The 23,569-nt window shown below is 27.3% G+C and carries 24 protein-coding genes, 1 pseudogene and 1 other annotated feature (1 of these 26 running past the window's edge); of the genes and pseudogenes, 8 read left to right on the top strand and 17 right to left on the bottom strand.

Annotated elements, in window-relative coordinates; all coding sequences use genetic code 11:
- From Q1J60_RS11055 to Q1J60_RS11010, 10 genes and pseudogenes are all read right to left on the bottom strand, one after another.
- Positions 1 to 275, bottom strand: a pseudogene (locus Q1J60_RS11055) (V-type ATP synthase subunit A); the annotation flags it as partial.
- Positions 276 to 291: 16 nt separating this feature from the next.
- On the bottom strand, positions 292 to 609 hold the full coding sequence (locus tag Q1J60_RS11050) for a V-type ATP synthase subunit F (RefSeq protein WP_003449642.1): 318 nt from the start codon (positions 607 to 609) through the stop codon (positions 292 to 294).
- The gene (locus Q1J60_RS11045) at positions 596 to 1,603 is read right to left on the bottom strand and encodes a V-type ATP synthase subunit C (protein WP_300262165.1); all 1,008 of its coding nucleotides are present in this window, start codon (positions 1,601 to 1,603) and stop codon (positions 596 to 598) included. Before Q1J60_RS11045 ends, Q1J60_RS11050 begins: the two co-directional genes overlap by 14 nt.
- A gap of 12 nt (positions 1,604 to 1,615) precedes the next feature.
- Entirely contained in the window at positions 1,616 to 2,212 is a 597-nt protein-coding gene (locus Q1J60_RS11040) for a V-type ATP synthase subunit E (RefSeq protein WP_003449544.1), read from the bottom strand.
- Between the two features lie 30 nt (positions 2,213 to 2,242).
- On the bottom strand, positions 2,243 to 2,737 hold the full coding sequence (locus Q1J60_RS11035; RefSeq protein ID WP_300262162.1) for a V-type ATP synthase subunit K: 495 nt from the start codon (positions 2,735 to 2,737) through the stop codon (positions 2,243 to 2,245).
- Positions 2,738 to 2,791: 54 nt separating this feature from the next.
- The gene (locus Q1J60_RS11030) at positions 2,792 to 4,738 is read right to left on the bottom strand and encodes a V-type ATP synthase subunit I (RefSeq protein ID WP_300262159.1); all 1,947 of its coding nucleotides are present in this window, start codon (positions 4,736 to 4,738) and stop codon (positions 2,792 to 2,794) included.
- Positions 4,725 to 5,051 (bottom strand): ATP synthase archaeal subunit H, encoded by a 327-nt coding sequence (ahaH, locus tag Q1J60_RS11025; protein ID WP_300262157.1) that lies wholly within the window; start codon positions 5,049 to 5,051, stop codon positions 4,725 to 4,727. The genes Q1J60_RS11030 and ahaH overlap by 14 nt, the downstream gene beginning before the upstream one ends.
- A 275-nt stretch (positions 5,052 to 5,326) precedes the next feature.
- The gene (locus Q1J60_RS11020) at positions 5,327 to 7,006 is read right to left on the bottom strand and encodes a B12-binding domain-containing radical SAM protein (protein ID WP_300262154.1); all 1,680 of its coding nucleotides are present in this window, start codon (positions 7,004 to 7,006) and stop codon (positions 5,327 to 5,329) included.
- Positions 6,906 to 7,508 carry a hypothetical protein gene (locus Q1J60_RS11015; RefSeq protein ID WP_300262151.1) on the bottom strand — a complete coding sequence of 201 codons (603 nt, stop codon included), beginning with the start codon at positions 7,506 to 7,508 and terminating at the stop codon, positions 6,906 to 6,908. The genes Q1J60_RS11020 and Q1J60_RS11015 overlap by 101 nt, the downstream gene beginning before the upstream one ends.
- A 141-nt stretch (positions 7,509 to 7,649) precedes the next feature.
- Positions 7,650 to 8,936 carry a PQQ-dependent sugar dehydrogenase family protein gene (locus Q1J60_RS11010; protein ID WP_300262148.1) on the bottom strand — a complete coding sequence of 429 codons (1,287 nt, stop codon included), beginning with the start codon at positions 8,934 to 8,936 and terminating at the stop codon, positions 7,650 to 7,652.
- A gap of 147 nt (positions 8,937 to 9,083) precedes the next feature.
- On the opposite strand from Q1J60_RS11010, the gene spoVB reads away from it, so the two are divergent.
- Complete coding sequence (gene spoVB / locus Q1J60_RS11005) at positions 9,084 to 10,613, top strand: stage V sporulation protein B (protein ID WP_300262145.1); 1,530 nt, start codon at positions 9,084 to 9,086, stop codon at positions 10,611 to 10,613.
- Positions 10,614 to 10,838: 225 nt separating this feature from the next.
- Here the strand turns inward: spoVB and Q1J60_RS11000 are convergent, their stop codons facing one another.
- The 3 genes from Q1J60_RS11000 to Q1J60_RS10990 all read right to left on the bottom strand — a co-directional run bounded on the left by Q1J60_RS11000 (position 10,839) and on the right by Q1J60_RS10990 (position 13,103).
- Positions 10,839 to 11,639: a hypothetical protein gene (locus tag Q1J60_RS11000; RefSeq protein WP_300262142.1), complete on the bottom strand. Its 801-nt coding sequence runs from the start codon at positions 11,637 to 11,639 to the stop codon at positions 10,839 to 10,841.
- Between the two features lie 106 nt (positions 11,640 to 11,745).
- Positions 11,746 to 12,588, bottom strand: a complete 843-nt coding sequence (locus Q1J60_RS10995) for a CvfB family protein (protein WP_300262139.1) — start codon at positions 12,586 to 12,588, stop codon at positions 11,746 to 11,748.
- An 11-nt stretch (positions 12,589 to 12,599) separates the two neighbouring features.
- Positions 12,600 to 13,103, bottom strand: coding sequence for a gamma carbonic anhydrase family protein (locus Q1J60_RS10990; protein ID WP_300262137.1), 504 nt, complete (start codon positions 13,101 to 13,103; stop codon positions 12,600 to 12,602).
- A 244-nt stretch (positions 13,104 to 13,347) separates the two neighbouring features.
- Here Q1J60_RS10990 and Q1J60_RS10985 point away from each other — a divergent pair, with 244 nt between their 5' ends.
- Entirely contained in the window at positions 13,348 to 14,349 is a 1,002-nt protein-coding gene (locus tag Q1J60_RS10985) for a CehA/McbA family metallohydrolase (RefSeq protein ID WP_300262134.1), read from the top strand.
- A 27-nt stretch (positions 14,350 to 14,376) separates the two neighbouring features.
- Here Q1J60_RS10985 and Q1J60_RS10980 read toward each other — a convergent pair whose 3' ends face one another.
- The gene (locus Q1J60_RS10980) at positions 14,377 to 14,709 is read right to left on the bottom strand and encodes a hypothetical protein (RefSeq protein ID WP_300262132.1); all 333 of its coding nucleotides are present in this window, start codon (positions 14,707 to 14,709) and stop codon (positions 14,377 to 14,379) included.
- A gap of 237 nt (positions 14,710 to 14,946) precedes the next feature.
- Between Q1J60_RS10980 and Q1J60_RS10975 the strand changes: the two genes are divergently transcribed.
- Together Q1J60_RS10975 and Q1J60_RS10970 are read left to right on the top strand one after the other, a co-directional pair.
- Entirely contained in the window at positions 14,947 to 15,417 is a 471-nt protein-coding gene (locus Q1J60_RS10975) for an Lrp/AsnC ligand binding domain-containing protein (protein ID WP_300262129.1), read from the top strand.
- Positions 15,418 to 15,525: 108 nt separating this feature from the next.
- The gene (locus Q1J60_RS10970) at positions 15,526 to 15,729 is read left to right on the top strand and encodes a DUF378 domain-containing protein (RefSeq protein WP_300262126.1); all 204 of its coding nucleotides are present in this window, start codon (positions 15,526 to 15,528) and stop codon (positions 15,727 to 15,729) included.
- A gap of 47 nt (positions 15,730 to 15,776) precedes the next feature.
- Here the strand turns inward: Q1J60_RS10970 and Q1J60_RS10965 are convergent, their stop codons facing one another.
- The gene (locus Q1J60_RS10965) at positions 15,777 to 17,522 is read right to left on the bottom strand and encodes a phosphoenolpyruvate carboxykinase (ATP) (RefSeq protein WP_300262124.1); all 1,746 of its coding nucleotides are present in this window, start codon (positions 17,520 to 17,522) and stop codon (positions 15,777 to 15,779) included.
- A 200-nt stretch (positions 17,523 to 17,722) separates the two neighbouring features.
- On the opposite strand from Q1J60_RS10965, the gene Q1J60_RS10960 reads away from it, so the two are divergent.
- The gene (locus Q1J60_RS10960; RefSeq protein ID WP_300262121.1) at positions 17,723 to 18,577 is read left to right on the top strand and encodes a ComEC/Rec2 family competence protein; all 855 of its coding nucleotides are present in this window, start codon (positions 17,723 to 17,725) and stop codon (positions 18,575 to 18,577) included.
- Positions 18,578 to 18,633: 56 nt separating this feature from the next.
- On the opposite strand, the gene Q1J60_RS10955 is transcribed toward Q1J60_RS10960, so the two are convergent.
- Entirely contained in the window at positions 18,634 to 19,317 is a 684-nt protein-coding gene (locus Q1J60_RS10955) for a ribonuclease H-like domain-containing protein (protein ID WP_300262119.1), read from the bottom strand.
- A gap of 185 nt (positions 19,318 to 19,502) precedes the next feature.
- Here Q1J60_RS10955 and Q1J60_RS10950 point away from each other — a divergent pair, with 185 nt between their 5' ends.
- Genes Q1J60_RS10950 through Q1J60_RS10940 form a run of 3 tightly spaced genes read left to right on the top strand, consistent with a single transcriptional unit; the run spans position 19,503 to position 21,686 of the window.
- Positions 19,503 to 19,721 carry a FeoA family protein gene (locus Q1J60_RS10950; protein WP_300262116.1) on the top strand — a complete coding sequence of 73 codons (219 nt, stop codon included), beginning with the start codon at positions 19,503 to 19,505 and terminating at the stop codon, positions 19,719 to 19,721.
- Between the two features lie 37 nt (positions 19,722 to 19,758).
- On the top strand, positions 19,759 to 21,522 hold the full coding sequence (feoB, locus tag Q1J60_RS10945; protein WP_300262112.1) for a ferrous iron transport protein B: 1,764 nt from the start codon (positions 19,759 to 19,761) through the stop codon (positions 21,520 to 21,522).
- A gap of 14 nt (positions 21,523 to 21,536) precedes the next feature.
- Positions 21,537 to 21,686: a FeoB-associated Cys-rich membrane protein gene (locus Q1J60_RS10940; protein ID WP_300262109.1), complete on the top strand. Its 150-nt coding sequence runs from the start codon at positions 21,537 to 21,539 to the stop codon at positions 21,684 to 21,686.
- 45 nt (positions 21,687 to 21,731) lie between these two features.
- Here Q1J60_RS10940 and argS read toward each other — a convergent pair whose 3' ends face one another.
- Positions 21,732 to 23,429, bottom strand: coding sequence for an arginine--tRNA ligase (gene argS, locus Q1J60_RS10935; RefSeq protein ID WP_300262106.1), 1,698 nt, complete (start codon positions 23,427 to 23,429; stop codon positions 21,732 to 21,734).
- A 101-nt stretch (positions 23,430 to 23,530) separates the two neighbouring features.
- Positions 23,531 to 23,569, bottom strand: a binding site (T-box leader); it runs 168 nt beyond the window's last position.

Raw genomic sequence — 23,569 nt, 5'->3', positions numbered from 1 at the left:
TCTAGAGGTCTTTGTATTCCATCGAACATTGACTCTATAAGTCCTGGTCCTAATTCTACTGAAAGTGGTTCACCAGTAGTTATAACTGGGTCCCCAGGTCCAATACCTGATGTTTCTTCATATACCTGGATTGAAGCCTTATCTCCTCTCATTTCAATGATTTCTCCAATAAGACCTTTTTCTCCAACTTTTACAACGTCATATACATTAGCTTCATCCATACCTTCAGCAACTACTAAAGGACCTGAAACCTTGATAATTTTCCCCGTTTTCAAGTTATCTACCTACTTTCTATAAAATGTTAACGCCAACTGCTTTTTCAACGTTATCTGATATTCTTTGTTTTCCTATATTTAGAGTTCCTTGATTGCTTGGAATTAATATTACAGCAGGAAGTACTTGTCTTGTATATCTCTCGATAGTTTCTTCTATATTCTTAGCTACGTGCTCTGTAACAAAGATTACTGCATAACCTGTCATTGCAAGCTTATCAATTGTTTTTCTAGCTTCTTCATCTTCAACTACAGGGAACACATCTATTCCAAGAGCTTTAAAAGCTAAAACTGAATCTTTATCACCTACAACTCCTATTTTTTTATACATATCCATCACGCAGCCTTTCTCTTATTACTTCCTTAGTAATATTGTTTAATTTACCAACCATGATAGTTCTTATTTGCTTTATTTCATTCTCTTTAACATACATATATGTTAAAACTGGCTCTAGACCTTTAGTTACTATTTTAGCTTCCTTCATTATACTCATTATGTGATTATCAATAAGCTTTTCAAATTCACTAACTGATGAAGTCTCTATATAACTAGCTATTCCTTCTCTTAGTACTTGTGAATATTCTTTACTACTTAAATTATTAGGAATATTTTCGATTGTATCTAAGTATAAACTTCTAAATTTACTTGTATCTATACTACCACCTGGCACTATAGCATCTAAAAAGAAGGTAACATTTTTATCTTGCTTTTTAGCTCTTAATAATGTTTTGACATTATTTAAATCTATAAGATTAGTAAGATATCTATCTAAAGCCTTATCTTTTATATTTTTCTTATTTGCAATTTCATGAATATTAGCATATAAGTATTGATCTGCGATTAAATCTATAAATTGAGGATCATCAGTTTCCTCAAACTTTTCAAATATTTTTCTTAAGCACTCTTCCATTTTCTTAGGAAGTCTACCAAAATCTTCTCCATTTATTGCAGATTTTAAATCATTTAATCCCACCATACCAACTGGTATTAGCATTTGGGAAAAATCTTTGTCTAAGATTTTTCCCTTAACTAACACTTTTATGTTATGATAGTCATATTTTAAGGCCATAACATCTATGATTTCTTTTAAAGGACTAGCTTCATACATAGTTTTATACAATCTAACTAACTCATTTGATAAAAGAATTTCATAATCATCTGGTCTTCTTACTTCATTCATAAATGCTGCATACTCTGTTTCTTGTAGAACTTTTAATGCACCTTCTGCAGTGTTTGCATCTATCATTCTTTCTATTTGAGCTTTATCAAGGAGTTTCTTTTCGTATACTCTGATTCTAGGAATTAATTGCAAAAATTGCATTGAATCCATTCTTCATCCTCCTTAATCAAATAATACTTTGTTCACCTCAAACTCTAACTCTCCTCTTAAAGAGTTAATTAAAGCTTCAAAGGTATTATTTATTTGTATTCCATTTCTATCTAATATGAAGCCACCATTAAACTTGCCTTCCATATTTAATGTAATACTTCCTTTTTTTCCTTTAGATTCAAGTTCTTTATTTAATGCTTCCAAGAACTCATTGCTAAATATATCTTTATCTTTTTCATTGATTATAATAACTTCTGTTCCTTCTAACTCTAAAGAATCTAAAGTTGAAATAACATAATATTTATAATCTCCATTAGAAAGATTTTGTAATTTTTCTATAGCTTCGTTAAATACTTTTGATATAACGTCTTGCTTAGCTCTTAACATATCATTTCTTACTGATAATTTAGCATTTGAAATTATTCTTGCTTTTTTAACTTCTGCTTCTATATTAGCTTTAGTTATTATTTCTTCTTTATCCGCTTCTGCTCTATTAGTTTTCTTAGATATTATTTTATCTTTTTGCGCTTCAGCGTCAGCTAATATATACTTTTTCTTTTCTTCAGCATCATTTAGAATCTTGGAAGTTAAATTGTTTAAATTTGACATTCCTTTCACTTCTCCAATCTTTGCTTACTATTATTTTATTACGCTTGCACCATTTACTAATAAGAATGATATAACGAATCCTAATAATGCATATGTTTCAACCATTGCTGCGAATATTATACCTTTAGTGTTGTGCTCTGGTCTTTTAGCTAAGATTTGGATACCAGCTGCAGCTGCTTTACCTTGAGATATACCTGACCATAATCCAGCGATAGCTATTGGTAAACAAGCAAATAATAAGTATAATCCTTTAGCTAGTGATGCTTCACCATTACTAATTTGGTTAAATACTAAGAAACCTATAACGAATCCATAAAGACCTTGTGTACCTGGTAATAATTCAAGAACTAATGCTTTACCAAACTTTTCTGGTTCTTCAGTAACTAATCCCGCTGCTGCTTCCCCAACTATACCAACACCTTTAGCTGATCCTATACCTGACATACCTACAGCTAAAGCTATACCTAAAGCTCCAAATATTAATCCTCCGTAATTTGCCATAAAATATGAAATCCAGTTTTCCATAATTTAATTCCTCCTGAAAATATAATGTTATTTTAATTTAATTTTAACTATAATTTATTTATTTTTTTTTATTGTTATGAATTTATTTATTGTTCTAAATGGTGTGAATGCTTTTCCGCCACCTTCATAGAATTTTGAGAAGTACTCAACGTACTGTAATCTCGCTGTGTGAACATATGCTCCAAGTAATGATAAAAGCATATTAAATGTATGAGCCGCTATAAAGAATAAAGGTCCTACAACTATAACTGCTATTCCTGGGAACATACCTATTATTAGATTAAGTGCAGCTGCTATTGATCCACCTGCAATACCTAAAGCCATAAGTCTTGTATATGATACTAAGTCTCCTACGTATCCTGTTATACCATATAAGGCATATAAACCTTGACCTATTTTAGCACCTTTTGTTTCTTCATCTCTACCTTGTGTTAAGATTATTAATATTGAACCTACTATAGCTAATACTTTACCTACTAAGCTTATAGTGCCACCAAAGAATAACATTGGAAGACCTATTAAAAGCATTATCCATGATCCTACATCAAATAAAGCATATAAATATTGCTTATCTCTAATTAACATGTATGCTTTTATAAATAATCCAAAGAATATTTGAACAACACCAAATCCAACTGATAACATAAGTAACAAGTTGGTATCTCTACTTGGATTTATAAGTGCATATGGTAATTCAAATCCAAAGACAGTACCAAATATTGCTCCTGCAACAGTTGTAGCTATACTTAAATACATAAAGAATTTAGCAAACTTTTCTTGTGCCTCATCTAAATTAAGTAATTTCATAGCTAATAGTGATCCTATAAATAATACTAGTCCGTATCCTAAGTCTGCAACCATCATACCAAAGAATACTAGGTAGAAAGGTGTTAAAAGTGGTGTAGGGTCTATTTCATCATATCTTGGTAAGCTATACATTTCTGTTATTGAATCGAAAGCTGCTGCTGGTCCCTTATTGTGTAATTTAACTGGAACTTCTGCAATTTCATCTTCTTTAACTTCTTCAAATTCAAGATAATACATATCTCCTACTGAACTCTGTATAATTCCTTCTAAAGAAAAATTATCATTCTTTGGAACCCAACCTTGAATAACAACTACTTTATCTGTTTTTAAGAAGTTTTCACTAGCTTCTTTTCTAATAAGTATGTTGCTGTAATATTCATAAGCTAATTCTAAAGTTCTCTTTTCTTCTCTGTAATTTGAAAGTACTCCTCTTAAGTCTGTCTTTTGAGCTTCGATTTCTTTTATTTTTAATTTAAACTCTTCAACAAGAACTGAAGCTTTTTCTTTATACTTAGTTTGGAATGCTGAAAAACCAAAGTTCTTTAAAACTTCATCCATTTCTTCAGCTCTTTCTTTCATTGTCATTACAAAGACATATGAATCTTGGTCAGTGTTAGAAATAATTTCTATATAACTTTCCCTAAATTCACTTTCAATCTCATTCTTCATGTTTTCAAGATTTTGACTTGAAATCACACCTAAGAACGCAACTACTTTTTCAAAATTATTTAATTCACCTAGTGGAGCATCGAAACTTTGCCATGGCTCTAAGATTTCTATTTCACCTAAAAGTTTTGTCTTTTCGTTTTCTAGAGTAGCAAGCTCTCTCTCCATTTTCTTAACCTCTGAATAAACGACTTCCCAGTTGCTATTTTCAACCTTTACTTCTAGCTCATTCAAAGTTAAACTTTCTTTACCAATTTTTAAAGCCTTAAGTCCTCCAACTTCAGCAACAAACTCTTTTAAGAAGTCTAAAGCTGATCTTGTTTTTGAAACATTTTCTTCTATAAGAATTGTTTCATTATCTAAATCATCTTTGCTAAGAGATTCAAAGACTTTATTGCCTTCCACTTTTTCTTCATCTTGTAAGTTTATAAACTCAACTTCTGAAGAACTTTGAATTTTTTTAAGAAGCTTTTCTTTCTCTGATTCAAAGGCAAGTAAGGTGAATTTATTCATCTTAACTATTGCCATTAGTTTTCACAATCCTCTCAATAACTAAATTTACTGCTGAATCAATCTTAGAACCTTTAAGACTTGATACCTCAGTACATTGTTTTTCACCTTCTGAAAGTATGACATCAGCCTCTTTTCTTCCAGCTTCCTCTGCATTGCTAATAATTCCTCTTGCAACATTTTTAGCTTCTTCTATTATTGAATAATATCTTTCATCAGCTTGTATTGTTGCATCTGAAATTATTTTTTTGCTTTGCTCATGAGCTTTTTTAATCATTTCATCAGCTTGCAATTCAACTTTTTTAATTTCTTTTATTGCTTCTATTGCCAAAGTTTCACCACCTTTATATAAGGAATTTTTATAAAATATATATTAATACTTTATATAGTATTAATTAACCCTTAATATTAATTATACATGAAAATAAACTTAATTCAATATAATTTTATCAATGTATACATTTTCAAGGATTTTTTTGCAAAAATCCACATTATATTTTTTTGAATAAAAAATTAAATTTATTAACATTTACAAAAAGTCGTATTAACATCTTTATATATTGTATATTAATACGACTAATATACTAATAAATTTCAAATTTCCATTTATTTCATTTCAATTTCTACATGTGAATCATAGTCAAAATTCATTTCATCAAATATAAGATATTTTGGTTCAAATTTAATTTCTCCATTTTTTATATAATTAATTATATCTATTTCAAATTTTTCTATATGCGATTTCTTAAATGGCATTTGTCTATCAAAACTATCTTTTATCTTTTGTTCATCTTCTTTAGTAATTGTTCTAATTAAAAACTCTGGTAACCATCTCTTTTTATTAAAGCATAAATAATCAAATTTTAAAACTTCCTTAAATAGATCTTCATCCTCTCTTCCTATCTTCTCAAGATAAAAATCTAATAATATCTTATAATATTCAACATTTCCTATACTTTTCTTGAAATTACCCTTTTCTTCAAAAAACATAGCTAAATCATAATAAAAATCAAAAGGTTTATCATATATATTTAAGAAGAACTTAATTACATTGTTAAACTTGCATGAATTATAATATTTATCAACCATTGCTTCTACTTTCTTTAATAATAAAAGTTCTTCATAACTTATATCTTTACTTCTGATTATTTCATACGGAGCATAAGGTGAATAAACTATTCCCCACTTTTCGGCTTCTTCCCTCATTGATGATCCCTTTAATAATTTTAAAAAACCTAATTGAATCTCATCTGGTCTTATAGCATGAACATCATTAAAAGATTTTTTAAAAGAATCTAAATCCTCTCCTGGTAACCCTGCTATTAAATCTAAATGCTGAATTACATTTTTTCCTGATGCAACTTTTAATACTTTCTGTTTTATATTTTCATATGTAATATACCTATTTATATTATATAGGACTTCATTATTTGTAGTTTGAACTCCAACTTCTAATTGGAATCTTCCCTTTGGAGCATTATTTAGTATTTCTATTTGATCATCTGTTAAAAGATCTGCTGCAACCTCAAAATGAAATCTTGTATCTGTATCTTGCTCGCTTAAATATTTAAGAAGCTCAACTGTATATTCTCTATTACAGTTAAAGGTTCTATCAACAAACTTAACTAATTTTAATCCTCTTTCCATAAAATATTTTAATTCTTTTTTTACTCTTTCTACATCTAAGAACCTAACTCCATGCATTACAGACGAAAGACAATATTTACATTTAAAAGGACATCCTCTTGAAGCTTCATAATAAACAATCTTATTATTTATATCTTCTTCATAAGTATAAGGAAATACTAATTCATTCATATCCATTTCAGGTCTTTTAGTATTTTCAAAGACTTTTCCATCCCTTTTGTAGTTTAATCCTTTTATATCTTCTATTTTTCCATCTCCAAGTTTATAAAGAACAAACTCTCTAAAAGTTTTTTCTCCTTCTCCTACAATTACATATTCACCTGGATGATTTTCTAAAAATTCTTTTCCTTCATAGGAAACTTCTGGTCCACCATAAAGTATTTCTATATTAGGATTAACAAGTTTTATAAGTTCAGCTATTCTATTTACAAATTCCATATTCCATATGTAACAGGAGAAAGCAACTACATCTGGTTTCTCCTCAATAATGCCTTCTAAAATATTCTCAACTCTATCATTTATTGAAAACTCTTTTATATCACCTTGGAAATCTAAATCCCTTGTAAATGCCTTCAGATACCTCACTGCTAGATTGCTGTGAATGTACTTTGAGTTTATTGCTGTTAGCAGTATCTTCATTTTTTATACTTCCTCTCTTTATTCCTTTGATAAATATTATTTTATCACAAACTTTAGTTTCCTCTATTTCAAAATATTTTTCAAGTATTTTTTTTGAGCTATCTACTGTAAACTCATTAGAAATACTATTGTCTATAAATTTAAACTCTTTTTCTTTATTTCCTGTCATTAAAACTTTAACCTTATCATTTACAGTTTCTTTTTTATGCTTCTCTCTATCCCATATATATAAGCTTCCTCCAAATCTCACATTGCTCCATATGTTTTTTACAACATCTTCAACTTCATTTTTATGCAATTGGCTTAAAGCAAAGAAAAGCACACCATTATCATATTGATTTCTATATTCTCCATTAAAGTTTTCAACATAATAATCTACACTTATTTCACTTTCTGTCTGCTTTAAAATATTATAAATAATTCCATAGTTATTTATACCAACATCTAAAGTGTTACCTTTAAAATTTATGTTACTCATATCAAGTATAACTTCTCTTACCATAATATCACTCCCAATTTATTCCATATTAATTTCTATTATACATTTAAAGAGTAATTCTTTCTATGCTTATTTAGAAAAAATTACTCTTATAATTTTATTTTCTGTAACTATTTTTACTTTTTAATTTTCTAACTAAATACTTTATTTATTTTTCTTTAAAGATAGCATAAACTTAATAATCAAAACTCCAATAAATATAAAGTTTATCCCTAATATAACAAAATAATTATAAAGAGGTATGCTATTTTTTATATCACTTTTTTCTAGTCTAAAAAGCACTCCCTTGTTACCGTCTAATATATAAAGATTCTCTCCTATTATCTTCATATCATTTATATATGAATTTTTATCTAAATATATAAATTCTTTAACTTCTCCCTCTTTTAAGAATTTTAAAAGAGTATTATTTTTATTATTAAAGAATAAAAATGAATTTTTCTCTAAAATTGTTCCTTCTTTATCTATTAATAATGTATTTATATTTCCAGCATTCTCACTTTGGTATAAAGGTTTTGGCATTACATAACTTTTATGTTCATCTGTTATAAAATTAATTATAGGCTTTCCTTCCTCTCTAAACCTTGGAGAATTAACTGGATCTCCTCCACTATAGTCTGGCCAACCATACCAAATTCCCTTTCCCTCTATTTTATATATATAATCGCAATCTCCACTTAAAGGCCTATATCCCTCATCTTCAATTCCTCCAACAATTGCAAAAATATCTCCTGAACTATTTAAATCAAACCCTTTAACATTTCTTATTCCATAAGAATATAATTGCTTTTTTTTACTCTGTATATCAAATTCTATAATAGCTCCACTCCCTAATATATTCCCTTTTATTTTTTCTCCCTTTGATGTATTAGTATTATATGGCACAAAAGCTCCCTTTTTATTTTCATCATAATTTCTTCCACTTAAAATAATATCTACTGGAGGAATGTCAGGATTTTCTCCCTCTTCATCTACTATTCCAGAATTTGTAGAAGTTCCTATGGTTAAATAAAGTTTTCCTTCATTTATTAAAATCATAGTATCCTCTTTATTTATTCCCTTATTAGGAATGTCCTCAATTAAAACCTCTCTTTCTGAACTTCTTATGTTGTAAGCTACTAACTTTTCATCTAAAGTGTAATATAAAAATTCATTATAATATTCTAAATCATAGATATTTCCATCTTCATTTACTTCCAAAAACACATTATTATTTCTATCTATTTTCAAAATTTTGTTTTTTACTGCTATATAAATATTCTCTTCATTATGACTTAAGGCTCTTGCTCCCTTTAATCCTTTTAATATTAACTCTTCACTAAAACTTTCACTTTCTAAATATTTACCATCTTTATTAGTAAAAAAACACATTATACTTCCTAGTAATACACTAATTAAAATTAAACTAATAAATCTTATAACATTCTTCATATTTCCTCCCTAAAAAGCCTCAAAAATAAAATTTCATAATTAATAACTTATGTATAATTAATAATAATTGCCTTCTATATAATGAATATTTAACATAAGTTGTGAATATTCATTATTATTGAACTTTTAAAACAGGGTGGTGATTCATTGAGTAAAAATGATTTTTATAAAAACTCTCTAATATTAACAGCCTCTAACTTAACAACTGGATTATTAGGTTTTATATTTTCTATGTACTTATCAAAAATATTAGGTCCTGAGGGAATGGGACTTTATGGGATTATAATGCCTATTTATAATTTATTTATAGCAATCATGACAGCTGGTATAATTGCATCTATTTCTAAGATAACTGCTGTATATTCATCAAGAGATGACTATAAAAACATAATTAGAACTATGAAAGTTGTAGCTATTTTTAATTTTATTTGGTGCCTTATAATAGGAATATTTGTATTTTTCTTATCTCCTATAATTGGACATTTTTGGGCTAAGGATCCTAGAATAATAAAATCTATAATGGTAACTTGTCCAGCTATGATATTTATATCACTTTCAAACATATTAAAGGGATTTTTCTATGGAACTTCTAAAATTACAGCTCCTTCTTTTATAGATATTTCAGAAAAATCTTTACGTATTTTTGTTTTAGCTATATTAATTTTTATATTTAAAGCTAAAACTTTAGAGTCTTTAGTTACTTTAGCTTACTTAGCCTTATGTCTTGGAGAACTACAAAGCTTAATCCTTTTATTTGGCTATTTTAAATATTCAATTAAGAAATTTCCTAAAAAAAATACAAAAGGGGAGAGCCATGCGCAATTATTATTTGATGTTTTAGTAACTTCAGTCCCATTATGTTTAAACGGATTTTTAACTAGCATATTTAGCGTTATATCAACACTTTTAGTTCCTAAACGACTTGTAGTTGCTGGATTTACTTATTCTCAAGCACTTTCTCTTATAGGAAAATACTCTTCCATGGCTATGTCCATAGTAACTTTTCCTATAATTATAGTTTCTTCAATAAACACCATGTTAATACCCGATTTATCTCAAACTTTAAGTAAAAGAAATTATCTTTCAGCTACTAAAAGAATTAAAGATGTTATTAAAATAGCTTTTCTAATAGGTATTTGTACCACAATTATTGGATTATGCGTTCCTGATTCTTTGGGTAAATTATTTTTTGGAAGAGATGATTTAGGAGAATATATAAGAGTAACATCAGTAATGATGCCAATAGTATTTACATCAAATACTATGTATGGAATTTTAAATGGACTTGGAAAACAAAACGTAATTTTAAGAAATACTATAATAACAGAAGTTTTAGAAGTTACATTGTTATTTTTCTTAACTGCAATACCATCTATAAATATTTATGGCTATGCAATAACTATGCTTGTAATTTCATCACTTTCTCTTTGCTTAAATCTTTATGAAATATACAAAAATATAAATATAGGTTTATCCTTATCAAATTTCTTAATATATATACTAATAGGAGTTTTAACATATGTATGCTTAAGTCCAATTTCATTAAAACTTTCTTTTATTGATTTCAGAGTTCAAGTTTTAGCTGTTACTTCCATAGCAGCTTCTATATTCATATTTTTAATAATAAAAGAAAAACTCTCATCAAGATTTAGAAAAATCTATGTAAAAAGCAGATAAAAGACCCTATGAAAATATAATAATAAAACTTACAAACAGTATTAAGATAATATCTAAATGATCTTTAGAATTTTAATTATTATGTAGAAAATATCACGTTAAAAAGCTAAAACTATTTGAAGCGTAGTAAGTTTCGAAGCTTTAGTGATATTTTCGAAGTAATTATTATAAATTCTTAGCTAAGTCTAGTAATTTTCGGAATATGTTTGTAAGTTTTATAAAAAGTTATTTTGATATATAACCTTCTTTTTTTGAAAAAACCTCAAACTCTTTAGTTTCTCCAAGAACTCTCATTATTTTTAATCCATTTTCTTCATTTAAGTTATAATGTTTGATTCCTAACTTTTCTATAGAATTCCCATTATCTAAATCTTCTATTATTACTAAAGGCTTTAATCTCTTAACTAATTTTTCCACTTTTTTTCTACTTTCTTTCTCTGAATCAATTAAATTCAAAATCTCAACTCTACAATCTTCTATCTTACTAAGGTTAATTGCACTATCATAAGCCTCTTCTGATAAAATAGCTAGCTTGATATTATCTACAGTAACAAAAATCATTCCCTCCTTAGAATCATCTACTTTCTTTGCATTTAAAGAAATACTTTCCTTATTGTAGCTAAATCCATCTTCCATAGATACTATTTCTATATTTTTTTCCTTTATAAGATTATTTACCTCCTCACTTACTCCATTTAAAGTAGGAAGAAGTATTTTCCCTATATTACTTTTATTTATCAAATTCTTAATAAGCTCATTAGTTTCTTCTTCAATAGATCTTAAAACAAACAAATCAACTTCATTTAACTTTTCTTGATTTATTCCTTCTATGATTCCCTCTGCATTATCACCTTCACTTATCAAAACAGTTTCACCAAGACTTCTTAAAATTATAATTTCTTCATCACAACTTAGAAATTCTATAGTATTAGGATTTTCTTTTGCCAAAGCAATATTACATCCAAGTAATAAACATGATATTAAACTTATAATAAATATTATTCCATTATTTTTTCTTTTCCTCATAAAATTCACCACCTATACCAATAAAATCTCCAGAAAATTATTTTTTATACTAAATATAATAGCAAAAATAGCTATATAGAGTAAAAACTCCATATAGCTATTAATATTATTTTAATCTAGTACCAAATTCATCCTGCTCTATTAAACCTTTTTTCATTAATCCACCTAAGGCCATTTTAAAGTAATTTTTGGAAGTTTTAAAAGTATTTCTTATTTCATCTGGAGTACTCTTATCATTTAAACTCATAACTCCACCATTTTCTTTTAAGTAGTTTAATATAGTTTCTCCTAATTCATTTCTTTCCTTAAGTTTATGATTTCTTAAAGATAATCCTACTATTCCATCTTCATAAACCTTTATTATTTTACCTTTTATAGTATCTCCAGGTTTAATATTGGTAAAATATTCATTTTTAAGAACTACAGCTCTATATCTATTATCTATTGCTACTCTTAAAGACCCATTAGTTTGATGTCCATAAACTATTCCTGAAACTTCTGTTCCTATTTTAGGCTCTTCTATTTCCTCTAAATATTTATCTACCTCTGTTGTTGCTGCTAATCTTCCTGTCTTATCAACATAAATATATACTAAATATCTTTTACCCTCTTCCATTTTGTATTTTTGCTCTTTTAATGGAACAAGTATATCTCTTTCTAAACCAAAATCTACAAAAGCACCTATCTTAGTAATAGATTTAACCTCTAATAAGGCAACATCTCCTACAACGGCTAAAGGCTTTTTTAATGTAGCTATAAGTCTATCTCTAGAATCTCTATAGATAAAAGCTTCTACTTCATCTCCAACCTTGATTTCTTTTCCATCTAAATTTCCATTTGGAATTAATATATCATCAGAAGTATTTCTAGTTCCTCTGTCTAAGTAGTATCCAAAATCCGCTTCTCTTACTACTTTCATTTTATTAAATTGTCCTACGTTTATTATCATAAGCTCCTCCTTTATTTAATATAAAGATTTTTCATCTTTATATATTCTTTTCTTGAATTTTTTATACTTTCAATTTCATCTTGAGTAAGTTTTCTAACAATCTTTCCTGGAATCCCCATGACTAATACACCCTCAGGTATTTTCTTATTTTGACTTACTAAAGTTCCTGCAGCAATCATAGTATTTTTCCCTATTTTGGCTCCATTTAATATTATTGCTCCCATACCAATTAAGCATTCATCCTCTATCTTACATCCATGTATTATAGCACTATGTCCTATAGTAACACCATCACCAATTTCAACTATGTATTCTTTATCACCATGCAATACCACCTTATCTTGTACATTGGTTTCATTTCCTATTTTAATTGAGTTTTCGTCTCCTCTTACTACAGCTCCAAACCAAATTCCACAATCTCTTCCTATAGTAACGTCTCCAATGATATCACTACTGTGAGCTATAAATGTGTTTTCCCCTACTTTAGGCTTATTTCCTCTAATTTTAATTAACATATAATCACCTCTTAGCCATTCTTATAATTCTATCATATGAAAGCAGAATATGTCTACTTATGCTTTTATATGCTTAATTTAATCTTTCCTAAATTTAAGGTTTCTCTCTTAAATTTAATACATTTTAACATAAGTATTATTAATATTATATTTATAAAAAACATATACAAAAATAATAAATAAAACACATTTAATCTAAATATTATTAATATTATATATTATATTAATATATAAAGAGGTATTTATGGATAAAAAAGCTATACCTTTTGATAAACTTAGATTTTATTATGGAATTCCTCATTCTCATACATCTTTATCCACTGGAAAAAGCAATCCTTATGAATCATTAGAACACGCTCGCTCTAATGGATTGGATTTTTTAATAATCACAGATCATAATAAATATTTAAGTGAAACTATCAAAGAAAAAAATAAAGAAATTTCAAAATGGGCATATTTAAATAAATGTATAAATAAATTTAACAAAAAACATTCTGACTTTTTAGCTTTATGTGGTTTCGAAGCCAAATCTACTACCCTAGGTCACTTAAATATAATATGTCCTAATACATTTTTTACTGGAATAATTCCTGATATTAAATATTTATTGCTCTGGTTAATTAATGATCACACAGCTTTACTTAGTATTAATCATCCTAAAAATTCTATATCTAAAAAAATTAACTTCACTCCAATTTTAGATAAATTATTATGTTCTATAGAAGTTGGAAATGGAATTCCTCCTAATAATTATACTAGATATGATTCTCAATTTTTCTCACTCTTAGATAAAGGTTTTAAAATAGGTCCTATAAATTCTCAAGATAATCATAAATTAAATCAAGGGGATAGTGAAAATTTAACATGTATAATTTCACATAAATTAGATAAAAATTCTCTACTTAATGCATTTAAAAATAGACATATATTTTCAACTGAATCTAAAACTTTAAAAATGTTATTTTGTTTAAATTCAACCTTTATGGGTGGGACAATTACTGTAGATTCATCTTCAAAAATTAGTTTATATTTACAGGTAGAAGATTACTTAAATAAAATATATAAAATTCATTTTTTAACTAATAACGGAAAAATTATTAAAGAAATTAAAGATATAGATTTGCATAATATTAAATACATTTTTGAAAAAGAAGTTTCTTTAAATGAAACTTGGTTTGTAGCTAAAGTTTATTTAAATAACAACAAAGAGGCAATTTCCTCTCCAATCTTTATTAATTATGAATAAAAAAATAAACTCCATTAGTAATGGAGTTTATTTTTTTGAATCCTTATTATGTTTAACTCTATTGGGTTTTGCTTTTGGTTTAATAACAACTTTTTTATCTTTTTTAAGTTTTGGATACCCATTTCTACTAATATCTAAGAACCATAAGAATAATATAGTTGCTACTGCTGAAATTGTTAACATAAGCCATTGATTCATAGGAATAAACATAGGAATAAGGAAAATTATTATTGCTGCAGCTAAAATTATCCATTTATTAATTTTAATTTTGTTAAATACAAATCTACTTAATAATGAAAATCCTCCAAAAATTACTACTGCTAAAAGTATCATTTGTAAAATCAATATAAATATTCCCATATTTTTACCTCCTTGCATAATACTCCTTATATAATATATTAGTCTAAAAGAAAAATATTTTCAAGTTTTTATTTTTTTAAAATATTATTATAAAATTAACATTTATAATATCATTTTTATTAATGTGTTAAATTAATAAAAATATATTTGTTATTATCAAAAGAATATATAGTATTTTTATAGAAAATTTGTTAAAATAGAATTATCATTTTATTCAAATTTTAAAGAGGTGATACTATGTCTTTAACAAATACATCAACTCATTTAGATGAATTAGATTTACAAATTTTAGATATCCTAATTAAAGATTGCAGAACTCCTTACTTAGAGATAGCAAGAATATGCCATGTTTCAGGTGGTACAATCCATGTTAGAATGAAGAAGATGGAAGACTTAGGAATTATAAAAGGTACTAGAATACTTTTAAATTTACCTAAATTAGGTTATGATGTTACATGTTTCGTTGGTGTTCATGTTAGCTCTACTTCATCATATACTCATGTTTTTGATGAACTTTCAAAAATCAAAGAAGTAGTTGAAATTCATTTAATAACTGGTGGTTATGCTATTTTCTCTAAGGTTATTTGCAAGAACATATCAGATCTTCAAGATATTTTAATGAACAAAATTAATCATATTGAAGGAATAAGTGCAACTGATACATTTATATCTTTATCTCAACTAATAGATAGAAATATAACTCTTTAAAAAAAGAAATAGCTTAAGCTATTTCTTTTTTATTATATTTTTAAATATGAATAAAATACAAATTTCTACTAATAATATTAGCATATCTTAGAAAAGGATGTGTTAATAATGAAAACATTAAATATTATTACTCTTACTCTAGTAATAATAGGAGCTCTAAATTGGGGTCTAATTGGTATTATGAATTTTAATTTAGTAGACTCAATCTTTGGAATAGCCTCTATTTGGAGCAAAGTAATATATGTATTAGTAGGTTTAGCAGGATTATACTGCTTATCATTCTATGGTTATTTTAATAACATAAAAGACTGAAAATAAAGTTATATCCCTATTAGAAATTTCTAATAGGGATATAACTTTTACATTTTTTGAATTATATCAAAAAGTTCTATAGCTGCTTTTTTAGGCCCTTCCTTTTCAAAGCCTAAAACACCTAAACAAGTTTTTATTTGTCCAACTTTTACTTTACTATTAAACATATCTTCAAAATATTTATCTATTATTAAATCCATAGCTTCTTTCTTTTGAACTGGACCAAAAGGATTAGCAAAATATGATTCAACTAAACCATTTTCAGTAGTAGTTCCCTTAGCCATTCTAGCACCTACTTTAAAAACCTTCTTAGCTTCTTCTGGATTTTTAAAATATTCAATAGAATTTTCTCCTTCAGCTAATCCCTCATAATTATTGGCGTAAAGGAAAATAGTTACCTCATATCCTTTTATTATTTCATCATATTTACATACTGGCATAACAAGTCTCGCATTTATCTTATCAGGATTCATAAATATACTTCTATCAATTTCCTTAAAAGCATAGCCTTGATCTAAGTCGTCAAGTCTTACAAAGGCTCCTATTTCAGTTCCATATCCCTTAATGACACCATCTACATTTTTAAATAAACCCATATCATCAAAAATTATGGTCATATCACTTATATATTCTTCACTTAAAGCTCTAAAAGCTTCTAAGCTTTCAGATTTTCCTGCTCCACTATCTCCCATTATTACAATATTAGCTTCTTTTCCAGTTTTAAGAACAACATTAACCATAGCTCCATGAATAGGCATATATCCTCTTTTTATCATTATTATATTGTGCAAAGTTAATATCATTTTTTTCATATATCCAAAATAATCTATTTCTTCACTATAATTAGCATATCCTAACATTATATTATTCTTCTCATCATCATAGAAACAAGTTTTTAATTCATCATCATCGTCCTTAGCTCCGAAAACATAAATAATATCTGGTTTTATTCCCCTACACTCCTCTACAGTTGCTAAATCAAACAAATTGCATAAACTTATCCCATGAGACATAAAATCTCTATGAAAATATACATAAGCTAATAATTCTCCTACCTTAGCAGGATAACAAAACCATTCTTCACTATTTATATGAGACCTAGTTAATGGGTTTTCACTTATTTCTAAGAATATACCATCTCTAGTATTCTTACTTGGATAAGTTATAAATGGTGCTTCTAAAGATATTGCATCTATAAATGGAATATGTTCTAGTATAGAATATTCTCTTGGACTTGGCCATATTAAATCACTTACCATAATACTTGCATTTCCACCTGCCGAAACCTGTCTAAGTATGTTAGGCATACTTCCTAATAGATTCTTTTGAAGTCTTCTATAAAATTTCAAAATTAAATCATTAAAACTTTTATTAGCATCTACAAATCCTACTGCTGCAATACCATCTTTTACTTTATTATTTTGAATAACAGTATATCTTTCCAACTTTCTCCAGAAGGAATAAACATCATCTATAATATTAGCAAAAGAGTTCTTATCCTCAATCAATCCTTCAAAATCATCATTAATAACTAATACCTCATCAGCCCCCATCATAGATAATAGTTTTAATGTGCTTATTAAGTACCTAGATATAACCTTTATGTCTTCAGTACCTGTAGCTTCACTTAAGAATCTAAAATTATGACTTTTCTTATTTTTAGTCTTTTTTAAATAACTTTCTAAGACTTTTCTAAATCCTTCACTATTTATTATGGATTCAAAACTATCACAATACTTCGCTGTAAAGTTCATAGTTACTTTTCCATGTTTTAAGCAAAATTCTTTTTTCATTATTAAGCCCCCTTTTTAGTTTTTATAAGGTTAAAGATGTATTATATCCAATTTAATTATATCATTAAAGTTGTATCTTTCCAAAAAAATTCATTATTTTTTTTAATTGTAATTATAAAATTTACAAATTAAAGTTTATTACTTTAACTATCTGTTAATAATCTATTATATAATTAATTATTTTCAAAGGAGTTTTTTAATTGAAGATCACCCCTAAAAAAGTTAGTTTATTTTTAATATTTATACTATTGACATCAATATTTTTTTATTCTCCTTTATACTCAATTCCAAATCACGATTTTATTGTACATTATATAGATGTAGGACAAGGAGATTCCGCTTTAATACAAAGCAATGGCAAAAATCTTTTAATAGATGCTGGGACTCTAGAATCTTCTAAGAGTCTAGTAAAATATTTAAAAAGACTTGAAATAAAGAAACTTGATTTTATAATAGCCACTCATCCTCATGCCGATCATATTGGAGGTATGGAGTCTATTATTAGAAAATTCGATGTAGGATATTTTTGTGCACCAAAAGCCACAGAAAATACTGATATATTCAAAGATATGGTAACTGCACTAAAAGAAAAGAATATTAATATAAATACAATATCCACATCAAACTCTCTCCCCATAGATTTAGGCGAAAACACTAAAATAGAGATATATTCTCCATCTGATAAGAAGTATGAAAACCTAAACAACTACTCACCTCTTCTTAAGATATATTATGGTGAAACCTCTTTTTTGTTTACTGGAGATGCAGAAACTGAAGTGGAAATGGAAGTTGTTAAATCAAATAAAAATTTAAAATCAGATGTATTAAAGGTAGGACATCATGGAAGTACAACTTCTTCAACAGATTCATTCCTAAAAGAAGTTTCTCCTAAAATAGCTATAATTTCTTCAGGTTTAGATAATTCATATGGTCATCCATCAAAAGAAACACTAAAAAAATTATCTTATTATAAAACTAAGATTTTTAGAACAGATGAAGATGGAACTATTATTTTAACTTCTGATGGAAAATCTATAAAAAGGCATAAAAACTAAAAGCACCAATAATCGGTGCTTTTAGTTTTTATAGTTTTCTTTCCTATAACAAACTATTAATTTTTACTTTCTTTACTTTCACTGTCTTCTAAATTAACTAATATCTTTTTCCAACTCAATAATATGTGAAATAAATTTACAACATCTTGCTCGTTATATACAAGTATCTTTTCAATTTTTTCTTTTGGCATTCTTTGAAAATAATCTTTATCCTTTAAAACCTTATGGAATGTTTTTGCTAAATTTGATCCTGAAAGAACATCACCTTCTCTTTCAATTCCAAATTTCTTTTCCAAAGCTTTAAGACCTATCCCTTGCTTAAAAGTATGCTCATAAATTTTCTGTATATCCACAGATCTAAAGTAATTATTAAAATCAAAGTTTATCCCATATTTATCAAACAAATAATTTATAACTGTAAAGTCATTATTTCCAGAAAAAGTTACTATGTATTTCTTCTTTTTCTCTGCTGCAACCATTATAAAATATTTCTTTGCTAAGTAAAGAATATCTCTCACTTCTCCCTTATGCTCTATCATGTACTGAGTAGTAATGAATTTAGATTTATCTTTATCAAAATATCCAGCACCAAAAACACCTATGCACTTTGGTTTTTTATATACATAGTGTTCTAAATCAAAATATACAGCCTGTTTATATATATCATAATTTTCATTAAAAGATAGGGCATTACTAAGATCTAAATCATTTATATCTATTTCATGCTCTTTTATGATCACTTTATCACTCTTTTCTTATATAAACTTATAACAAAAACATTATATCATTATATCATTATTTCGTTAAGTGTTAATAAATATTTATTAAATTTTTAATTAATAGAATTTATCAATTGACAAATTTCATATGGCTTGATATAATTTAGATGAATTTGATAATGATTTTCATTAGTGAGGTGCTTAAGATGAGTATATATGATTTAAAAATAGGCCAAGCAGGTATTGTAGATAAAATATGTGGACACAATGGTTTAGCTAAAAGACTTCTTGCTTTAGGATGTATAGAAGGAACAGAAGTTAAACTTAAAAGAGTGGCTCCACTTGGCGATCCATTAATAGTAAATTTAAGAGGATTTGATTTAGCAATCAGAAAAAAGGATGCTAAAAATATAATTTTAAAGTAATAAATAAAATAGAATAATTTAATTAGGGGGAAAACTAATGACAACAATAGCTTTACTCGGTAATCCTAACGTTGGTAAAACTACTCTTTTTAATGCCTTAACAGGATCTAACCAACATGTAGGAAACTGGCCAGGTGTTACAGTTGATAAAAAGGAAGGATTTTTCAACTCTAACAAAATAGTCGATTTACCTGGTATATATGCTTTAGATACATTCTCTAACGAAGAAAAAGTATCTAAAAAATTCTTAGAATCTGGAAAAGTTGATTTAATATTAAATATAGTAGATGCTTCTAATCTAGATAGAAATCTATATTTAACTATGCAACTTAAAGAATTCAAGAAGCCAATAGTATTGCTTCTTAATATGAACGACATAGCTGAGAAAAAAGGAATTAAAATTGATCCTAAAAAATTAGAGAAGGCTTTTAATCTTAAAGTAATTCCTATAACAGCATCTAAAAAAGAAGGATTAAATGACGTTAAAGAATTTTTAAATAAAGGTGATTTCGAAAAATATTTAGATAAAAATAGTTACTCATTTAATGATGAGGCTCATACTTATAGATTTATTGAAGATAAATTATCAGACTGCTTTAATAGATCAGATAATTCTTCAACTACTTTAACTGATAAGTTAGATAAAATATTTTTAAATCCATGGCTTGCATACCCATTATTTATAGCACTTATGTTTTTTGTATTCCAATTTACATTCTCATGGGTTGGACAACCTATTTCAGATGCTTTAGATGGATTTTTAGGTGATACTTTCATGCCATACTTAAGTAATCTTTTATCAGATACAGCTCCATGGTTCCAATCATTACTTGTTGATGGTGTTGTAGCTGGTGTAGGTGGAATTATAGTCTTATTACCAATAATATTAGCTCTATTCTTGTGTATAGCAATATTAGAAGATAGTGGATATATGGCTAGAGTTGCTTTCTTAATGGATAAGTTTATGAGAAAAATAGGACTTTCAGGAAAGGCTTTTCTTCCTATGATAACAGGATTCGGATGTACAGTTCCTGCTATTATGTCAGCTAGAACTTTAGAAAGTGAAAAGGATAGAAAACTTACTGCCCTTTTAGCACCATTTATGTCATGTAATGCTAGACTACCTGTATATGTAATATTTGCTGGATTATTTTTCCCAGATAATGCATCTATTGTTGTTGCTTCTTTATACATATTAGGTATATTAGTAGCTTTTATATTAGGATTAGTATTTAAAAATACTTTATTCAAGAAAGATGAAGAGCCATTCATTATAGAGCTTCCTGAATATAAAGTGCCAGAAGTTAGTTCTGTATTAGCTCAGCTTTGGGATAAATCAAAAAACTTCTTAAAGAAAGCTGGAACTATTATCTTTGCAATGAGTGTTGTTATTTGGTTCCTTCAAAGCTTTAATTTCACTGGAATGGTTGAAGATATAACACATAGTTTCTTATATAACATAGGTTCATTTATAGCTCCAATATTTGCTCCATTAGGATTTGGAGATTGGCAAGCTTCAGTTTCATTATTAACTGGTTTAATGGCTAAAGAGACTATAATATCAACAATGGAAGTTATTTATAAAGGTGATTTAACTAATATGTTACCTCAATTCTTTACAGCACTTTCATCTTACTCATTCATGGTATTTGTATTACTTTATACACCATGTATAAGTGTTGTAGGTGTTATGAAAAAAGAATATGGTAGTAAGTTCACAGTTTTATCAGTAATATTCCAATTCCTAGTTGCTTGGATAAGTGCCTTCATAATTTATCATATCGGTTTATTAATCTTTTAAAGAAGGTGTTTTAAATGGAAATTCTTATTACAGCTTTAATAGTAATAGCTGTTGTGTTTATATTATATAAAAACTTCAAAAAATCATCTAAAGGACAATGTAGTGGTTGTAGCGGATGTGCTTCTAAAGGAAGTTGTTCTAGTAGAAAAGATAATAAGAAGTAAAAAAATAACCAATTCCAAATGGAATTGGTTATTTTTTATTATAAATTACATTTTTTCAACTACATCTATTCCTATTAAGAATAAAGCATTTTTGATAACTTGAGCAGTAGCTTTTATAAGCTCAAGTCTTGCCGCTTTTAATCCTTCATCTTCTACATTTAAAACTGTATGATTATTATAGAACTTATTGAAAGCCTTAGCTACTTCTATTGAATATCTAGTTACAACTGACGGTTCTAACTTATCTATTCCTAAAATTACAGCCTTTTGTAATCCATCTAAAGTTTTAGCTAATTCAAATTCTTCTTTTGAAGTTAACTTCGTAAAATCTGGCTCAGCTGTTATATTTTGTTCCTTAGCTTTTCTTAATATACTCTTAGCTCTTGCATATGAGTATTGAACATATGGACCAGTTTCACCTTCAAAACTTAACATCTCTTTCCAATCAAAGACTATATCTCTTTCTCTTGAGTTCTTTAAGTAAGTAAATAATATAGCTCCTATACCTATTTTCTTAGCTACCTCTTCTTTATTTTCTAATGAAGGGTTTTTTTCTTCTATAGTTTCTCTAGTTTTATCTATAGCTTCGTTTAATAAGTCTTCAAGTAAAACTACATTACCTTTTCTTGTTGAAAGTTTTCTATCTGCAAATTTAACTAATCCAAATGGAATGTGTACACAGTTTTTAGCCCATTCATTACCTGCTAATTCTAATGTTTTGAACACTTGGTTAAAGTGTAATATTTGATCTTTACCAACTACATATATACATTTATCAAAGTTATATGTTTTATGTCTATAACTAGCTGCTGCTAAGTCTCTTGTGGCATATATTGATGCTCCATCTGATTTAACAACTATACAAGGTGGCATATTATACTCATCTAACATTACAACCTTAGCACCATTACTCTCAGTTAATATATTAGCCTTTTCTAGTTCTTCTACTACTGTATCCATTTTATCATTGTAGAAGCTTTCTCCAGCCCAAGAATCGAAATCTACACCTAGCATATCGTATATCTTATTAAACTCTTTTAAAGATAAGTCTTTAAATCTTTCCCATAGGGCTACCGCTTCTTGATCTCCATCTTCAAGCTTCTTAAAGTACATTCTTCCTTCATCTTCAAGTTCTGGATTATTTTCAGCTTCATCATGGAATTTAACATATATTCTTAAAAGTTCATTTATTGGCTCCTCTTCTAAAGCTTCTTCATTTCCCCATCTTTTATAAGCTGAGATTAATTTACCAAACTGAGTTCCCCAGTCTCCTAAGTGATTTATTCTTATTGGATTATATCCTTCAAAATTTAACATTCTATATAATGAATGTCCTATAGCTGTTGTGAATAAATGTCCAACGTGGAAAGGCTTAGCTATGTTAGGTGATGAATATTCAACTACAACATTTTTTCCCTCTCCTATTTTAGAAGAACCATATTTATCTCCTTCTTCTAAAACTTTGGTTATTATATTTTTTGAGAAAACTACTTTATCAACAAAGAAGTTTAAGTAAGGTCCTAAACACTCTACTCTTTCAAATCCCTCTTTATTTATTTTCTCAGCTAATTCAGCTGCTATCATATTAGGAGCTTTTCTCATAACCTTTGCTAACTGAAAGCAAGGGAATGCAAAGTCTCCCATCTCTGGCTTAGGTGGTATTTCTATAAGTTTTTCTATGTTTTCTAATTCTAGATCAACATGTTCTTTAATTCTTTCTGCAACTAACTTTTTGTAATCCATAATTGTCCTCCTTATTTTATCTTATTTTAAAACATGTCTTATAATGACATTATTGCCAAAATATAAATTTATTTACAATATAAAAAACCGCCTCTTTGTAACAAAGAGACGGATATATCCGCGGTACCACTCTAATTGGT

The organism is Clostridium sp. (assembly GCF_029258205.1).
Taxonomy (GTDB): domain Bacteria; phylum Bacillota; class Clostridia; order Clostridiales; family Clostridiaceae; genus Sarcina.
Note: the sequence above shows the minus strand (reverse complement) of the source record. Positions and strands in the feature narration are given on the sequence as shown.

Excerpts from the sequence above, each read along its gene's own strand:
- Q1J60_RS11050 (WP_003449642.1), bottom strand. The coding sequence starts at position 609 with ATGGATATGTATAAAAAAATAGGAGTTGTAGGTGATAAAGATTCAGTT.
- Q1J60_RS11045 (WP_300262165.1), bottom strand. The coding sequence starts at position 1,603 with ATGGATTCAATGCAATTTTTGCAATTAATTCCTAGAATCAGAGTATAC.
- Q1J60_RS11040 (WP_003449544.1), bottom strand. The coding sequence starts at position 2,212 with ATGTCAAATTTAAACAATTTAACTTCCAAGATTCTAAATGATGCTGAA.
- Q1J60_RS11035 (WP_300262162.1), bottom strand. The coding sequence starts at position 2,737 with ATGGAAAACTGGATTTCATATTTTATGGCAAATTACGGAGGATTAATA.
- Q1J60_RS11030 (WP_300262159.1), bottom strand. The coding sequence starts at position 4,738 with ATGGCAATAGTTAAGATGAATAAATTCACCTTACTTGCCTTTGAATCA.
- Q1J60_RS11020 (WP_300262154.1), bottom strand. The coding sequence starts at position 7,006 with ATGAAGATACTGCTAACAGCAATAAACTCAAAGTACATTCACAGCAAT.
- Q1J60_RS11015 (WP_300262151.1), bottom strand. The coding sequence starts at position 7,508 with ATGGTAAGAGAAGTTATACTTGATATGAGTAACATAAATTTTAAAGGT.
- Q1J60_RS11010 (WP_300262148.1), bottom strand. The coding sequence starts at position 8,936 with ATGAAGAATGTTATAAGATTTATTAGTTTAATTTTAATTAGTGTATTA.
- Q1J60_RS11000 (WP_300262142.1), bottom strand. The coding sequence starts at position 11,639 with ATGAGGAAAAGAAAAAATAATGGAATAATATTTATTATAAGTTTAATA.
- Q1J60_RS10995 (WP_300262139.1), bottom strand. The coding sequence starts at position 12,588 with ATGATAATAAACGTAGGACAATTTAATAAAATGAAAGTAGTAAGAGAA.
- Q1J60_RS10990 (WP_300262137.1), bottom strand. The coding sequence starts at position 13,103 with ATGTTAATTAAAATTAGAGGAAATAAGCCTAAAGTAGGGGAAAACACA.
- Q1J60_RS10985 (WP_300262134.1), top strand. The coding sequence starts at position 13,348 with ATGGATAAAAAAGCTATACCTTTTGATAAACTTAGATTTTATTATGGA.
- Q1J60_RS10980 (WP_300262132.1), bottom strand. The coding sequence starts at position 14,709 with ATGGGAATATTTATATTGATTTTACAAATGATACTTTTAGCAGTAGTA.
- Q1J60_RS10975 (WP_300262129.1), top strand. The coding sequence starts at position 14,947 with ATGTCTTTAACAAATACATCAACTCATTTAGATGAATTAGATTTACAA.
- Q1J60_RS10970 (WP_300262126.1), top strand. The coding sequence starts at position 15,526 with ATGAAAACATTAAATATTATTACTCTTACTCTAGTAATAATAGGAGCT.
- Q1J60_RS10965 (WP_300262124.1), bottom strand. The coding sequence starts at position 17,522 with ATGAAAAAAGAATTTTGCTTAAAACATGGAAAAGTAACTATGAACTTT.
- Q1J60_RS10950 (WP_300262116.1), top strand. The coding sequence starts at position 19,503 with ATGAGTATATATGATTTAAAAATAGGCCAAGCAGGTATTGTAGATAAA.
- feoB (WP_300262112.1), top strand. The coding sequence starts at position 19,759 with ATGACAACAATAGCTTTACTCGGTAATCCTAACGTTGGTAAAACTACT.
- Q1J60_RS10940 (WP_300262109.1), top strand. The coding sequence starts at position 21,537 with ATGGAAATTCTTATTACAGCTTTAATAGTAATAGCTGTTGTGTTTATA.
- argS (WP_300262106.1), bottom strand. The coding sequence starts at position 23,429 with ATGGATTACAAAAAGTTAGTTGCAGAAAGAATTAAAGAACATGTTGAT.